Origin of the sequence: Ferribacterium limneticum (genome assembly GCF_020510585.1) — a bacterium.
In the GTDB taxonomy this organism is placed as follows: domain Bacteria; phylum Pseudomonadota; class Gammaproteobacteria; order Burkholderiales; family Rhodocyclaceae; genus Azonexus.
In genome coordinates this window covers 1587741-1602005 of sequence record NZ_CP075190.1, presented here as the reverse complement: position 1 = coordinate 1602005, position 14265 = coordinate 1587741, and the positions used below count along the sequence as shown (strand labels likewise).

General features: G+C 61.1%; 17 protein-coding genes. 13 read left to right on the top strand and 4 right to left on the bottom strand.

Translation table 11 applies throughout. From position 1 onward, the window contains the following. Nucleotides 1-147: 147 nt before the first annotated feature. Nucleotides 148-576: a TOBE domain-containing protein gene (locus tag KI613_RS07785; RefSeq protein WP_226404758.1), complete on the bottom strand. Its 429-nt coding sequence runs from the start codon at nt 574-576 to the stop codon at nt 148-150. Between the two features lie 202 nt (nt 577-778). On the opposite strand from KI613_RS07785, the gene KI613_RS07780 reads away from it, so the two are divergent. The 7 genes from KI613_RS07780 (at nt 779) to KI613_RS07750 (ending at nt 5980) form a co-directional block, all read left to right on the top strand. Then, nucleotides 779-1597 carry a TOBE domain-containing protein gene (locus tag KI613_RS07780; RefSeq protein ID WP_226404756.1) on the top strand — a complete coding sequence of 273 codons (819 nt, stop codon included), beginning with the start codon at nt 779-781 and terminating at the stop codon, nt 1595-1597. Nucleotides 1598-1616: 19 nt separating this feature from the next. Beyond that, nucleotides 1617-2363, top strand: coding sequence for a molybdate ABC transporter substrate-binding protein (gene modA / locus KI613_RS07775; protein ID WP_226404754.1), 747 nt, complete (start codon nt 1617-1619; stop codon nt 2361-2363). Nucleotides 2364-2563: 200 nt separating this feature from the next. Then, nucleotides 2564-3241, top strand: a complete 678-nt coding sequence (gene modB / locus KI613_RS07770) for a molybdate ABC transporter permease subunit (protein WP_226404752.1) — start codon at nt 2564-2566, stop codon at nt 3239-3241. Between the two features lies 1 nt (nt 3242). Further along, the gene (modC, locus tag KI613_RS07765; protein WP_226404750.1) at nt 3243-4313 is read left to right on the top strand and encodes a molybdenum ABC transporter ATP-binding protein; all 1071 of its coding nucleotides are present in this window, start codon (nt 3243-3245) and stop codon (nt 4311-4313) included. 10 nt (nt 4314-4323) lie between these two features. Continuing rightward, a complete protein-coding gene (locus KI613_RS07760) occupies nt 4324-4719 on the top strand; it encodes a hypothetical protein (protein WP_226404749.1) in 396 nt (131 codons plus the stop codon). Continuing rightward, entirely contained in the window at nt 4719-5573 is an 855-nt protein-coding gene (modD, locus tag KI613_RS07755; RefSeq protein WP_226404747.1) for a ModD protein, read from the top strand. The genes KI613_RS07760 and modD overlap by 1 nt, the downstream gene beginning before the upstream one ends. 14 nt (nt 5574-5587) lie before the next feature. After that, on the top strand, nt 5588-5980 hold the full coding sequence (locus KI613_RS07750) for a NifB/NifX family molybdenum-iron cluster-binding protein (RefSeq protein ID WP_226404745.1): 393 nt from the start codon (nt 5588-5590) through the stop codon (nt 5978-5980). Between the two features lie 114 nt (nt 5981-6094). Here KI613_RS07750 and KI613_RS07745 read toward each other — a convergent pair whose 3' ends face one another. Then, a complete protein-coding gene (locus tag KI613_RS07745) occupies nt 6095-7435 on the bottom strand; it encodes a (Fe-S)-binding protein (RefSeq protein WP_226404743.1) in 1341 nt (446 codons plus the stop codon). Nucleotides 7436-7575: 140 nt separating this feature from the next. Here KI613_RS07745 and KI613_RS07740 point away from each other — a divergent pair, with 140 nt between their 5' ends. Continuing rightward, a complete protein-coding gene (locus KI613_RS07740) occupies nt 7576-8049 on the top strand; it encodes a VF530 family protein (protein WP_226404741.1) in 474 nt (157 codons plus the stop codon). 28 nt (nt 8050-8077) lie between these two features. On the opposite strand, the gene KI613_RS07735 is transcribed toward KI613_RS07740, so the two are convergent. Beyond that, entirely contained in the window at nt 8078-8737 is a 660-nt protein-coding gene (locus KI613_RS07735) for an OmpA family protein (RefSeq protein ID WP_226405722.1), read from the bottom strand. A 454-nt stretch (nt 8738-9191) separates the two neighbouring features. Here KI613_RS07735 and KI613_RS07730 point away from each other — a divergent pair, with 454 nt between their 5' ends. Further along, the gene (locus tag KI613_RS07730) at nt 9192-10040 is read left to right on the top strand and encodes a Crp/Fnr family transcriptional regulator (RefSeq protein WP_226404739.1); all 849 of its coding nucleotides are present in this window, start codon (nt 9192-9194) and stop codon (nt 10038-10040) included. A 237-nt stretch (nt 10041-10277) separates the two neighbouring features. Here KI613_RS07730 and KI613_RS07725 read toward each other — a convergent pair whose 3' ends face one another. Then, nucleotides 10278-10484 (bottom strand): hypothetical protein, encoded by a 207-nt coding sequence (locus tag KI613_RS07725; protein WP_226404737.1) that lies wholly within the window; start codon nt 10482-10484, stop codon nt 10278-10280. 261 nt (nt 10485-10745) lie between these two features. Here KI613_RS07725 and nifB point away from each other — a divergent pair, with 261 nt between their 5' ends. Genes nifB through KI613_RS07705 form a run of 4 tightly spaced genes read left to right on the top strand, consistent with a single transcriptional unit; the run spans nt 10746 to nt 14261 of the window. Further along, complete coding sequence (gene nifB, locus KI613_RS07720; RefSeq protein ID WP_226404735.1) at nt 10746-12254, top strand: nitrogenase cofactor biosynthesis protein NifB; 1509 nt, start codon at nt 10746-10748, stop codon at nt 12252-12254. Beyond that, a complete protein-coding gene (locus KI613_RS07715; RefSeq protein WP_226404733.1) occupies nt 12255-12533 on the top strand; it encodes a 4Fe-4S binding protein in 279 nt (92 codons plus the stop codon). It begins immediately after the preceding gene. Then, on the top strand, nt 12533-13012 hold the full coding sequence (locus tag KI613_RS07710) for a thioredoxin domain-containing protein (RefSeq protein WP_226404732.1): 480 nt from the start codon (nt 12533-12535) through the stop codon (nt 13010-13012). Before KI613_RS07715 ends, KI613_RS07710 begins: the two co-directional genes overlap by 1 nt. Further along, nucleotides 12990-14261, top strand: a complete 1272-nt coding sequence (locus KI613_RS07705) for an FprA family A-type flavoprotein (RefSeq protein WP_226404731.1) — start codon at nt 12990-12992, stop codon at nt 14259-14261. The genes KI613_RS07710 and KI613_RS07705 overlap by 23 nt, the downstream gene beginning before the upstream one ends. Nucleotides 14262-14265 lie beyond the last annotated feature (4 nt).

The following is a 14265-nucleotide window of genomic DNA, read 5'->3' as shown; positions in this document are numbered from 1 at the left end:
CAGCGGCGGTAGCTGGCCGACCTTTATCTAATGACATTTTCATTATCACAACACCAAGCCGGTCAGGCGCCGGAAATTCGCCGTTCCAAACCGGGCGCAGCAAAAAGGCGGTCGAACGACCGCCTTTTTGCTGCCTGAGTCAGGCAATCAGGCCGGAATGCCCAGAATAACGTGGCTGGCCTTGATCAGGGCCGAGGCTTCGCTGCCCTCTTTGAGGCCAAGCTCCATGACCGCCTCGTTGGTCACCACGGAATAGACCGTCGTGCCACCGGGCAGGGCGACGGCCACCTCGGTGTTTACGGCGCCTTTTTGCAGCTTGCCGACTTTCCCCGCCAACTGGTTGCGGGCCGAGAATTTGACGTTGGCCGGGCCGGCCAGCAGCATCACCCACGGCGCCTTGACGTAGGCGACCGCTTCCTTGCCGACCGCCAGGCCGAGCGACTTGACGCTGCCTTCTGTCACGATTGCGACAATTTTGTCGCCACCCGGCATGGTGACTTCGACTTCGGCATTGACCGCACCGTCGACCAAAGCGGTGATTTTCCCCTTGAATACATTGCGTGCGCTGACATTCATGCTGTTCTCCTTGCTGAGTTGAGGTGACTGGCCCGCTTTTCGCTATATACATTAACAACTAACGCTTTTTCGTCGGGTTGCCTACACTCTAGCCCCTGCCGTCTTGTCATTACAACCACAACGGCAGACTATTTTACGGACATTTCAAGCACCACAACCTGAGTTATAGTAACCGCTATATAAACTTGAACATCACGAAATCATGGACACCATCCTGCACCGCCTGCGTGGCAAACTGGAAGTCGATACCGAGTTCGGCACCTTTCTCGGCGATACCCGCATCCGCCTGCTCGAGGCCATCGACCAGCATGGCTCGATCTCCCAGGCAGCAAAAGCCGTACCCATCTCGTACAAGGCCGCCTGGGATGCCGTCGATGCCATGAACAACCTGGCCGACCAGCCGCTGGTCGTCCGCTCGACCGGCGGCAAGAACGGCGGTGGCACGCTACTGACCGAGCACGGCCGCAAGACCATCGCCCTCTACCGGGCGCTGGAGGCCGAATACCAGGCGGCGCTGGAGCGCCTGCAAGCCAGCATGAACGATGGCGAAGCCAGCGACTTCAAGCAGTTCAGCAAGCTGCTCAAGCGCATGTCGATGAAAACCAGCGCCCGCAATCAGTTCGCCGGCCACGTCGTTGCGCTACGCGAGGGCCATGTCGATTTCGAGGTGCGCATCAAGCTCGACGATGAAAATGAAATCGTCGCCGTCATCACCGGCGATTCAGCCGAGAGCCTCGGCCTGACCATCGGCATGGAAATCAGCGCCCTGGTCAAATCGTCGTCGGTGCTCCTGCTCAATGACCCGACCGTCAAGACCAGTGCCCGCAACCACCTGTGGGGCGAAATCACCCGCATCCACGACGGCCCGGTCAATGCCGAAATAACGCTGAGCATGAAGAGCGGCAAATCGGTCTGCGCCGTCGTCACCCACGACAGCGTCGACAAGCTCGGCCTGGCCGTAGGCGAGCAAGCCTGCGCCGTGTTCAAGGCCTCGTCGGTCATTCTTTGCAAGTATTCCTAATCGCCTCTGGAGCCCCGTCATGAAACGTCTGAGCACCCTCATCCTCTCCCTGCTCGCTGTCGCCACAGCCCACGCCGACGAAGTCCAGGTCGCCGTCGCCGCCAACTTCACCGGCCCGATGCAGGTCATTTCCACGCTCTTCGAGCGGGACACCGGCCACAAGACCAATCTATCCTTCGGCTCCACCGGCAAGTTCTACGCCCAGATCGCCAACGGCGCGCCGTTCCAGGTCCTGCTCGGCGCCGATGACGAAACCCCGGCCAAGCTGGTCAAGGAAGGCAACGCCGTCGCCGGCACCGCTTTCACCTACGCCATCGGCAAGCTGGTGCTGTGGTCGGCCGACCCCAAGCTGGTCGACGCCAAGGGCGAGGTCCTCAAGAAGGGTGGCTTCAAGCATCTGGCCCTGGCCAACCCGAAAACCGCCCCCTACGGCGCAGCCGGCCTGCAGGTCATGAGCAAGCTCAGCGTCGCCGAGAGCATCAAGCCGCTGATCGTGCAGGGCGAGAATATTTCGCAGACCCAGCAGTTCGTTGCGACAGGCGCCGCCGAACTCGGCTTCGTCGCCTATTCGCAGGTGATCAAGAACGGCACCATCGGCTCCGGTTCGGGCTGGGTCGTTCCGGGCAACCTGTATGACCCGATCCGCCAGGATGTGGTCATTCTGGCCAAGGGCAAGGACAAGCCGGCAGCTGTTGCGCTGATGAACTACCTCAAGGGGCCAAAGGCGCTAGAGGTGATCAAGTCGTTTGGGTATGAGCTGCGCTGAGAAAATGGTGGCGGATCATGCAAACCCCACCCGGCCTCCCCTTGTCAGGGGAGGAGCAAAGCAAAACCCCGCGCGAACGGGCTCCCTCCCCTGACAAGGGGAGGGCTGGGGAGGGGTTTCGGTCCTTTCGTTCGACTTCCACACCAATGACAATTCCGTTCTAATCAACACCACTTTCATCCAACCAAAATCCCGCCACCATGCTGACTGACAGCGACCTCCAGGCCATCTGGCTGACCACACGACTGGCCGGGATCACGACCCTGATCCTGCTCCTCGTCGGCACCCCCATCGCCTGGCTGCTGGCGCGTAGCCGTTCGTGGTGGAAGGGGCCGCTCGGCGCCGTTGTCGCGCTGCCGCTGGTGCTGCCGCCCTCGGTGCTCGGCTTCTATCTGCTGCTGGCCATGGGGCCGCATGGGCCGGTCGGGCAACTGACCGCCTCATTGGGCCTCGGCGTGCTGCCCTTCACCTTCTGGGGCCTGGTCGTTGCCTCGTCGTTCTATTCGCTGCCCTTCATGGTGCAACCGCTGCAAAACGCCTTTGAAAGCATCGGCGAGCGGCCGCTCGAAGTCGCCGCGACCTTGCGCGCTTCGCCGGTTGACACCTTCTTTTCGGTCGTCCTGCCGCTGGCCAAACCGGGCTTCATCACCGCTGGCGTCCTGACCTTTGCCCACACGGTCGGCGAATTTGGCGTCGTCCTGATGATCGGCGGCAACATTCCCGGCGTCACCCGCGTCGCCTCAGTGCAGATCTACGACCACGTCGAAGCCATGGAATACGCCGACGCCCACCGCCTGGCCGCCGTCATGCTGATTTTTTCCTTCACGGTGCTGCTCGCCATGTACGTCCGCCGCCCCAAGCCGGCGAAGGGAGATTGACATGGACGATATCAAAGCGCGCTTCAAACTCGACTGGCCCGGCTTCACGCTCGATGTCGACCTCGCCCTGCCCGGCCGCGGCGTCACCGCACTATTCGGCCATTCCGGCTCGGGCAAAACCACCTTGTTGCGTTGCCTGGCCGGGCTGGAACGCGCTCCCCACGGTCGACTCGAATTCAAGGGCAAAATCTGGCAGGACGAAAAAACCTGGCTGCCGACGCACCAGCGGCCGATTGGCTACGTTTTTCAGGAAGCCAGCCTGTTCGCCCATCTCAACGTCCTCGGCAACCTGAATTTCGGCTTGAAACGCAGCGCCACGGCGCAGCGCGTCGGGCTGGAGCAGGCCATCGAACTGCTTGGCATCGGCCACCTGCTAGCCCGCAAGCCGGACACGCTGTCCGGCGGCGAACGCCAGCGCGTCGGCATCGCCAGGGCGCTCGCCGTCGGCCCGGAAATCCTGCTCATGGACGAACCGCTGGCGGCGCTCGACCTCAAGCGCAAGCAGGAAATCCTGCCCTACCTCGAACGCCTGCACGATGAGTTGGCCATTCCGGTCATTTACGTCAGCCACTCGCCCGACGAAGTCGCCCGCCTGGCCGATCACATTGTCGCCATGGATGGCGGCCGGGTCGTCGCCGACGGCCCGCTGGTCGAAACGCTGGCCCGTCTCGACTTGCCGATCCGCCTCGGCGAGGATGTTGGCGTCGTGCTCGACGCGATGGTCGGCGCCGTCGATACCGAGTGGCATCTGGCCCGCGTCGATTTCGCCGGTGGCAGCCTGTGGACGCGGGATCGTGGCGTGCCGACCGGCAAGCATGTGCGCGTTCGCGTACTGGCCCGCGACGTCAGCCTGGCCGTGCACCACCCGGAGCCGAGCAGCATCCAGAACGTGCTCGACGGCACGGTCGAATCGATGGCTGCCGATGACCATCCCGGCCTGCTGCTGGTCCGCGTCCAGATCGGCGCCAGCCAGCTGGTCGCCCGCCTGACGCGCCGTTCGGCCGCCCAGCTCGGCATCGCGCCGGGCCTGCCGGTCAGTGTTCAAATCAAATCCGTGGCCTTGATGGAATAAGGAGTCGACGATGTTGGCAACAATCCGCTCATGTTCGCCCGAACGCCTTTCCGGCTGTCGCGATGATGGCGCCCCCGACTGGGCTGCAGGCCTGCCGGTTGCGTGGCGCGAAATGGCCGAAACACCCCTGCATTTTGTCGAATACCGGGAATACGAAATGCCGGCCAGCCGTTGCCTCGGCTACGACGCCGACGACAAGCTGTGCTACTACGCGCACCAATACCTGCTTGAAACCTGCCGCTCGGATGACGACGAGGACTTCTACCGCGCCATCGACGGCGGCGAAACCATGCGCGCCTGGCGCTTGCGCGACGAGCGCTGGCTGATACTTCGTCAGCCGATCACCGACGACTGCACGTCGCCAAAACGCGGCTTTTACAGTTTTTCCACCGAGGCGCCGCGCTGATGACAGGCACCCCTTACTCCCTGCCCGACAGCGAGCTTGAACGGCTGCTCGACGAAGACGTCCCCTGCGGCGACGCGACGACCTTTTCGCTCGGTATCGGCGACCAGCCCGGCCGCCTCGTCTTTCGCGCGCGGCAGGCCATGGTCGTCTGCGCCAGCGAAGAAGCCCGGCGCATGGGCGAACTGCACGGCCTGCGCTGCGTCGGCAACGTGGTCACCAGCGGAAACCGGCTCTCTGCTGGCGAGACGATCCTGACGCTGGAAGGCCCGGCCGCTGCCCTGCACACCGTCTGGAAAACAGCACAGACTTTCATGGAATACCTCTCGGGTATCGCCAGTTGCACGGCCGACATCGTCGCCGCTGCCCGCGTCGAGAACCCGGACATCGGCATCGCCTGCACGCGCAAGAATTTCCCCGGCACCAAGGCGGCGGCGATCAAGGCCATTCTGGCCGGCGGCGCCAGCCCGCATCGCCTGAGCCTGTCGGAAACTCTGCTCATCTTCGCCGAGCACCGGGCCTTTCTCGGCGGCGAAGCGCCGCGGGCCACCGTGCAACGCCTGCGCCGCGCCTGGCCGGAACGCGCCATCGTCGTCGAGGTCGGCGACGAGGCGGAAGCCTTGTGCTGGCAACAGGCCGGCGCCGACATCCTGCAACTCGAAAAAATGCCGGTTGCCACGGTCAACCGGATAAAAGGGCTGATTCCGAAATCCTCGCACACCCGCATCGCCGCGGCGGGCGGCATAAATTCTGCTAATGCTGAAGATTATGCGCGGGCCGGGGCCGACATTCTGGTCACCTCCGCCCCGTATTTCTCGCCGCCACGCGACGTGGCGGTCACGCTGACAGCCCTGTAAAGACGCCGCTCGCCATGAAAATCGCCATCGCCACCAAGGACTTCGAAACCGTCAGCAGCCATGCGGGGCAAACCCGACAATGGCTGGTTTACGACCTGAGCAACCACCGCGCCAACCAGTTGCTGCCCGCCCCGCGCCGGGTCAATCTGGAGAAGGAGCAGGTGCTCCACGTCTTCGAGGACAAGGAGCCGCACCCGCTCGACGGCATCGATCTGATCGTGGCGGCCAGCGCCGGCGACGGTTTCATCCGCCACATGAAAAAGCGCGGCACCGAAGTGCTGCTCACCGGCGAAACCGACCCGGCCCTCGCCATCACCCGCATCCTGGCCGGCGAAGCCCTGCCCGACCCGCGCTTCGACATCACGACGGCGCTGTGCAAGGTGCGGGACTTGTTTTCACGGCATTGAGGCGGCATTTCAATTTTGGCCGTTTTTTACGGTAGACCGTAGTAAACCCGGTTGACCATGGCATCGCCTGGCGGGCGGAAACAGCGCCGGTAGTTGGCCACACGGCCACTGAACTCAAGCCAACGCCCGCGCCAGCAGGACGGCCACATGCACCGCATCGCGCCCAGTGCCATCCTTGATCTGATGCCGGCAGGAAAAGCCATCCGCCACAATCGTCGCATCAACCGGCGCTGAGCGCACGGCCGGCAGCAAGGCCAGTTCGCCCATTTTCACCGAAGCCTCGTAATGCTCGGCCTCCAGCCCGAAGCTGCCGGACATGCCGCAGCAACTGGCATCGACGATCTCGAACTCGAATTCCGGAATCCAGCCGAGCACTTTTTTCATCGACTTCATGGCGCCGAAGGCCTTCTGGTGACAATGGCCATGGACCACGGCCTTGCCGCCGGGAATCGGCTTCAGATCCAGCTTCAGCCCCTTGTTCCCCTCGCGCATGAGGAATTCCTCGAACAGGAAAGCCTGCTTGCCGAGTTGCCCGACCTCCGGCCCGAGCGACAGGCTGTAAAACTCGTCGCGCAGGGCCAGCAGACAGGAGGGCTCAAGACCGACAATCGGCGTCCCAGAAGCCAGGGCTGGTGCCAGCGCGGCCATCACGCGCTGGCCCTCGAGCTTGGCAGCATCGACCATGCCTTGCGACAGATAGGTGCGACCACAGCACAAAGGGCGTTCGGGCTCGACATCCTCGGCCGCCGGGCGCAGCACTTCGACGGCATAGCCGCCCGCCGTCAGTACGGCGATGGCCGCCTCGGCCACTTCCGGCGTGTAGTAGTGGGTGAAGGTGTCTACAAAAATCGCCACTTTTCCCCGTTGACCGTGGGATTCGGTGTTTTCGGCGAAAACCGGCTGGCTGACGATCTCGGGAATCGGCCGTTTGGCCGAAATGCCCAACCTGCGCTCGACCAGCCCGGCCAGGAAAGGCGAGGCGTTGCGCAGGCGAACCAGCGTGGCGAGCGGCCGGCGATAGCGATGCAGCCATTCCGGCAGACCGCCGAACAGCTTCGCCCGGCGCGGCAAGCCCAATTCCTCGTTGCGATGCGCCAGGTATTCGGTCTTGATCAGCGTCATGTCGACGGAACTCGGGCATTCCTTCTTGCAGCCCTTGCACGACACGCAAAGGTCCATCGCCGCCGCCAGATCGGGATGGATGAACGGCTGCTCGCCCAGTTCGCCATTCAGCGCCGCCTTGAAAGCCTTGACCCGCGCCCCGGTCGAATGCGCCGGATCGCCGGTGATGCGGTAGCTCGGGCACATGACGCCCTTGCCGTCGCGCTGACACTGGTGATTGTTCATGCAGACGGCAACCGCCTTGGCGTAATTGCCGCCCGTCGCCGGAATGCCGGCATAGGCATCGCCCATGCCGTAGGTGTCGTAAGCCGACCAGTCGAGAAAGGTTTTCATGCCTATCGACAAGCAAAACCGGCGCCACGGCAATAGTCTTTAAAATCAAAGCATCGCGACTGTCGGCAATGCGACAAGAAGGACTGAGCCGGGACAGTGATCGGTATAATCCCGGCCTTATTCCATGGTTAGGCAACAGCATGAACGACGAGATCAACTACCAAAACAACCCGCTGCATGGGCTCAGTTTAAAAAACCTGCTCGTTGAGATCGTCGATCACTACGGGTTCGAGATCCTGTTTGCCTATCTCAATATCAATTGTTTCAACAAAAACCCGAGCATCGATTCCGCCGTCAAGTACCTCAAAAAGACCGATTGGGCGCGCCAAAAGGTCGAAGCCTTCTATCTGTACAAGTTCAAAAGCCTGCCCCGCGCTTCTGACGAGCAGTTCGAACTGCCGCCTCGGGACCGCATCGTGCCGCCGAACCAGATACCCGGCCCCCCCGCCGAATTGAGCCTCGAAGACGCCGAGCGATTGAGAGAAAAGCGCGTCAAAAAAGCCGCGCAGCACGATCAGGAAAAAAGCCAGCGCGCCGCACCGGCCAAGAGAACGTCAAACCATTCAAACACCTCAGCCAGTGATTCGGACCCGTGGGCAAAGTGGAGAAAATGAATTTGCCCCGGATTAAATCAGCGCTTCTTTAGCGCGCCGGCTCAGCAACAAAGATTTCGACGCGGCGGTTCATGGCGCGTCCAGCCGCCGTGTTGTTGTCGGCGACGGGCTCATGCGAACCGCGACCGTCGATGCTGATGCGATTCATGGCAACGCCGCGATCGACAAGATAGCTGCGCGTGGCATTGGCCCGATCGACCGACAGCGGACCGTTGATCGCATCGGAACCCGAACTGTCGGTGTGGCCGATGATTTTTACCGTGGTCACCCGATTCTGGTTCAGCGTGCCGGCGAAGCGATCGAGTATCGGGCGCAGGTTGGGTTTGACGTCATAGCGCCCGGAGTCGAAGGAAATATCAGAGGGAATGTCGAGCTTGAGCTGATTGTCCGCGGTCTGGCTGACACTCACCCCTGTTCCCTGAGTGGCTTGTTCCATGGTCGCCTTTTGTTCCTGCATGCGCTGCGACCATAAATAGCCGCCGCCCGCGCCGAGCGCTCCGCCGATTGCCGCACCGGCCGCTGCGCCCTGGGCATCACCCTGGGTCAAGCCGCCGATGAGCGCGCCGGCCACCGCACCAATCCCCGCGCCCGTGCCGGTGGTGCGTTGGGTTTCCGTCATGTTGGCGCAGCCTGAAACAAGACTGGTGACAAGTGCGACGACAGCGAAAGTTGGGCTAGCTTTGTACATGATGTGGCCTCTTGGGGTAGTCGTTGCTATATCGGTCAATTCGCGTGCAAGCGACAAGACAACCATACCCAAACGGGACAGGCCAGTTTGTTCGGTGACGAACATAAGGCCAGGGAAACACTGATTTATTCCTGCGCCACAACTGGAGACCACGATTTCGCGTTTTGAAACCGGTATAAGCCATGGTCTCCCCTACGCCGACACCAGGAAAGCCGCCCTGCTCGACCAGAAAAAAAGCCACCGTGCCGGATCGCCAGTAATCCGGTAGCACGGGCATAAGGTGCTTCGGCACAGGGCGTAATGTGCGATAGCGAACATATTGTCGGGCCATATCCGGTCAATATCGGATCGCCAACTGACTTCAAAGCGTTTGCTGCGGCCTCTCACCAAGTAAAGAGAGTGCTTGTAGTCATTTTCGGAAATCAATCTAACCCGCCTTATGGGAGTTTCTCAAATGGATTGTGTCCAAAAATCGTCTTCAATCAATTCATTGATCTCGCGCGTACCGCTATTCGATGGGCTCAGTCCCGAAGAGTTAACGGAAATGAGTGTTGGTGCGCGCAAGATCTATGCGGCACGTGGCGAGATCCTGTTTCGCAAGGATGACGCTTGTAGCGGACTCCTGGTGATCGTCTACGGTCAGGTAAAGCTCTATTTCTCTTCTCCGCTGGGCAACGAGAAGATTCTGGATGTCTTCGGTCAAATGCAAACACTTGGCGAATCCAGTCTGTTTCAGGGGAAAAACCATCAGGTAAATGCCCAGACCTTGAATGAATGCATGCTTTTGCACATTGCCAAGGCCAATATTCTGAATGCATTGGAGAGCAATCGATCCTTTGCCCGCCAGGTCATCGACAACTTGTCGCGAAGTGTCTCCGGGCTCATTCACGACGTCGAGTCCTACTCCATGCACACCGGTCGGGAACGCGTGATCAATTATCTGGCGCGCGAAGCATTGCGGGCCAATCCGCCGCTTCCGGTCATGGGGCAAGACAGCCACCGGAGCAATTCGTCCAAGGCAAGACAAACACGGTTGATCATCCACCTGCCGACCAGCAAAGGCGTCATCGCCTCATGCCTGAATCTTACGCAGGAACATTTTTCCCGAATTCTTCATGACCTTTCTGCATGTGGACTGCTGTCGGTAGAAGGGCGTGAGATTCATATCGATAATCTGACGCAGTTCTGGCAATACGCGTTTCAAATTGCATTGCAGTCGGAGGATGAACAGAAAATGACCATGGAATTGATGACGAGGACTGAACAAGCAGTTCGACCGGCCCCCCTCCGGCTAGCCTCTTGAGATGCAAGGCTCCGGGGAAGCGAAGGTAAGCTAACCTCCGGTTGGCAGTATGTCGGGTGAGCTTGCGTATTTGGCGCTCGAACGACCGCAACCGCTTGCAGCCAGATGCCAACACCCGGTTCGGCTTGCCAGAAACTCAAAACTGACCCCGCAAAAAAAGGAGCGCAAGGCGCAAGCCCTGGCTCCTTCTTTTCCGGCGGGGTTGGTGACCCCGGCCGAAGATTCCTTACACGGGCTTTATTTGCCCATGTGCTGCAACACGGTGTGCAGGCGTTCGGCGGCGTAGGCGGCCTCCGGATCGTTATCGGTCAGTTTCAGGACATCGGCCCAGTTGATGTAGCGATCAAGTCGAACCAGGGCATTGGCGCTGACTGCATCCAGGTCGACATTCAGTTTAATGGCGTCGCCGTTACCGTCCAGCTTGTACTCAAACGTGCCTCGCATGCTTCGTTCTCCAAATGGTCGTGGGTTAGATGCACGCAGTGTACAGACCGGCGCCGGGAATTGAAATGCTGCGCCGCTGCTGACGAGATATTTTCCCGGCTACGGCCACTGTGGCTTGTGCACTGCAGCGCTGTCGCAAATGCGACAAGCCTGCCAACAGGCGCTTCGACAACAATAAGCATCTATATGATTTAAATAGAAAAACCGCTCTGGCACAGCGATTGCTGAATAGGCTTCGACTGCATTCGAGGAGCCGACATCGTGGAACTACCAGTTATCAGCAATTCTGCCCCTGCCGCTGAAGGCGGCGGTTGTGCATCCAGCGGCTGCGGTACGGCCCCGGACGCTTTGGGCCATCTGCCCGATCACATTCGCGCCAAAGTTCAGGACCACCCGTGCTATTCGGAAGAAGCGCACCACTACTTCGCCCGCATGCACGTTGCCGTGGCCCCGGCCTGCAACATCCAGTGCAATTACTGCAACCGCAAGTATGACTGCTCGAACGAATCCCGTCCGGGCGTCGTTTCCGAGGTGTTGACGCCGAAACAGGCGATCAACAAGGTACTCGCCGTCGCCGCCGAAATCCCGCAGATGACCGTACTCGGCATCGCCGGACCCGGCGACCCCCTCGCCAACCCGGCCCGTACGTTCGAGACTTTTGAAGAGCTCTCGGCGCGCGCCCCGGACATCAAACTTTGCGTGTCGACCAACGGCCTCAACCTGCCGATGTATGTCGACCGTATTGCCCAGCACAACATCGACCACGTGACGATCACCATCAACTGCGTCGATCCGGAAGTGGGTGCCAAGATCTACCCGTGGATTTTCTGGGAGAACAAACGCATCTTTGGCGTCGAAGGCGCACGCATCCTGATCGAACAGCAGCAGCTCGGTCTGCAGATGCTGACCGACCGCGGCATCCTGGTGAAGGTCAACTCGGTGCTGATCCCGGGCGTCAATGACGAGCATCTCAAGGAAGTCTCGAAGATCGTCAAGGCCAAGGGCGCCTTCCTGCACAACGTCATGCCGCTGATTGCCGAAGCTGAACACGGCACCTACTACGGCATCATGGAGCAGCCGGAACCGACGCCTGAGCAACTGCAAGACCTGCAGGATGCCTGTGCCGGCGACATGGCGATGATGCGCCACTGCCGCCAGTGCCGTGCCGACGCGGTCGGCCTGCTCGGCGAAGATCGCGGCGACGAATTCACCATGGACAAGATCGACGTCATGGAGGTCGATTACGAAGCCGCCATGGTCCGTCGCAAGGTTGTCCACGACGAGATCATCGAGAAGCTCGACGCCAAGCGCGGCATCGTCAAGCCGAAAGCCGAAGAACTCGGCATCCCGGCTGATGCCCGCCCGGTGCTCATGGCGGTGGCCGGCAAGAACGGCGTCGTCGCCGAACACTTCGGTCATGCCAAGGAGTTCCTGATCTACGAAGCTTCACCGGAAGGCGTGCGCTTCATGAGCCACCGCAAGACCGAGCTCTACTGCGGCGGCATGGATGCCTGCGGTGACGGCGACGTGGCCGAGGCTGGCTCTACCGAATCGCTGCTCGACCGCAACATCCGCGTGCTCGAAGGCTGCGAAGTCGTGCTCTGCTCCAAAGTCGGTTTCGAGCCTTGGGCCAAGCTGGAAGCCGCCGGCATCGCGCCGAACGGCGAACACGCGATGGAGCCGATCGAGGAAGCCGTGATGGCGGTGTACAAGGAAATCGCGGCGACCGGCAAGTTGAGCCCGGCAGCAGAAACCTTGAAGGTGGCGTAAATGGCACTGCAAATCACCGAATCCTGTGTCAATTGCTGGGCCTGCGTCGATGTCTGCCCGAACGACGCGATCTACGAAGACAAGCCACACTTCCTGATCGACGACGGCAAATGCACCGAGTGCCTGGGCGATCACAGCGTGCCGCAATGCGCTGCGATCTGCCCGATCGAAATGGCCATCGTCGATGAACTCGGCGCCTTCCTGAACCCGCCGGGTTCGCTGACCGGCATCCCGATCGAAAAGCTCAAGCAATTCGGCTTGTGGAAGGACGCAGCGTAATGGCGGTTGTCACGTTCTACGAAAAACCCGGCTGCAAGGGCAATCTTCGCCAGAAGACCCTGCTCGCAGCAGCCGGCCACACCGTCCAGGCAAAAAGTCTCAAGACCGAAGCCTGGACGGCTGACCGCCTGCTCGCCTTTCTTGGCAAGCTGCCGATCAGCCTTTGGTTCAACCCGGCGGCGCCCGATATCAAGTCGGGCGAAATCGTCCCGGAAAACCTCGGTTTCGAGGATGCACTGCATCTGCTGCTCGAAAACCCGCTGCTCATTCGCCGCCCGCTCATGGAAATCGGCGAGGAACGGCTGGTCGGTTTCGACATTGCTGCGGTGGACGCGTGGATCGGGCTAAAGAATGTCGAACTGCCGGAAGGCAACATCGAAGCCTGCGTGCATGGCCCGGAAGGGCACGGCAGCTGCGGCAGCCACGCGCATGATCACGAGGAAGAGGAAAGCAGCCATGGTCGCTGCGGCACTCACTGACCACGCCGTAGAAATTGCGCCGGGCGTCCACTGGGTGGGCGCCCTCGACCCGCATCTGCGGAGTTTCGACATCATCCTCAAAACCGCCAACGGCACGAGCTACAACTCGTACGTCGTGCGCGGCGAGAACGGCGTGGCAATCATCGACACGGTGAAGGAAAACTTCGCCGACGATTTCTTCCGTCGACTCGAAACGGTCGCCCGCTACGACGAAATCACCACCATCGTCCTCAACCATCTCGAGCCGGACCATAGCGGCGCCCTGCCCGAGTTGCTCAAGCGCGCCCCGCAGGCCAAGGTCTATCTGTCGAGCCGCGCCCAGATGATGTTGAAAGCGCTGCTCAAGCCCTCCGGCGAGAAGCCGCCCGAATATATTCCGGTCACCACCGACGACGAAGTCGATCTCGGCGGCCGGACTCTGCGTTTCCTGCACACGCCCTACCTGCACTGGCCGGATACGCAATGCACTTATCTCGTCGAGGATGGCCTGCTGTTCACCGGTGACATCTTCGGCTGCCATTTCTGCGACAACCGGCTGTTCAACGACACGGTCGGCGATTTCCGTTTCTCGTTCGAGTATTACTACGCGCACATCATGCGGCCCTTCCGCGAGTACGTGCTCGACGCCATCGCCCTGATCGAACCGCTCGAAATCAATTTGATCGCCCCGGCCCATGGCCCGATCCTGCGCCATGCGCCGCGCGACTACGTACATCGTTACCGCGAACTGGCGACGCCACGATTGTTCAACGAGGCGCGCAGCGAGAAGACGCTGGTCGTCTTCTACATCTCGGCCTACGGCAATACCCGACGCATGGCCGAATCGCTCGCCGCCGGCGCCGAATCCATCGGCGGCGTGCGCGTTTCGCTCTACGACCTCGAAGGTGGCGAGTCGGGCATCTTCACCGACCTCATCGAGGAAGCCGATGGCCTGGCCTTCGGCAGCCCGACGATCAATGCCGACGCCGTCAAGCCGATCTGGGACGTGCTGTCATCACTGACCACCGTCAACGTCAAGGGCAAACTGGGTGCCGCCTTCGGCTCGTATGGCTGGAGCGGCGAGGCGGTACGGCTGATCGAGGACCGCCTGCGCGGCCTCAAGCTGCGCGTCCCGGTCGAAGGACTGCGTATCAAGCTCGTGCCGGATGCCGGCGAACTCGAAGCCTGCCGCGATCTCGGCGAACAACTGGCCCGTCACCTGACCGGTCGGGTTGAACACCGTGACATCGACATGGCGGCACTCGCATAACAAC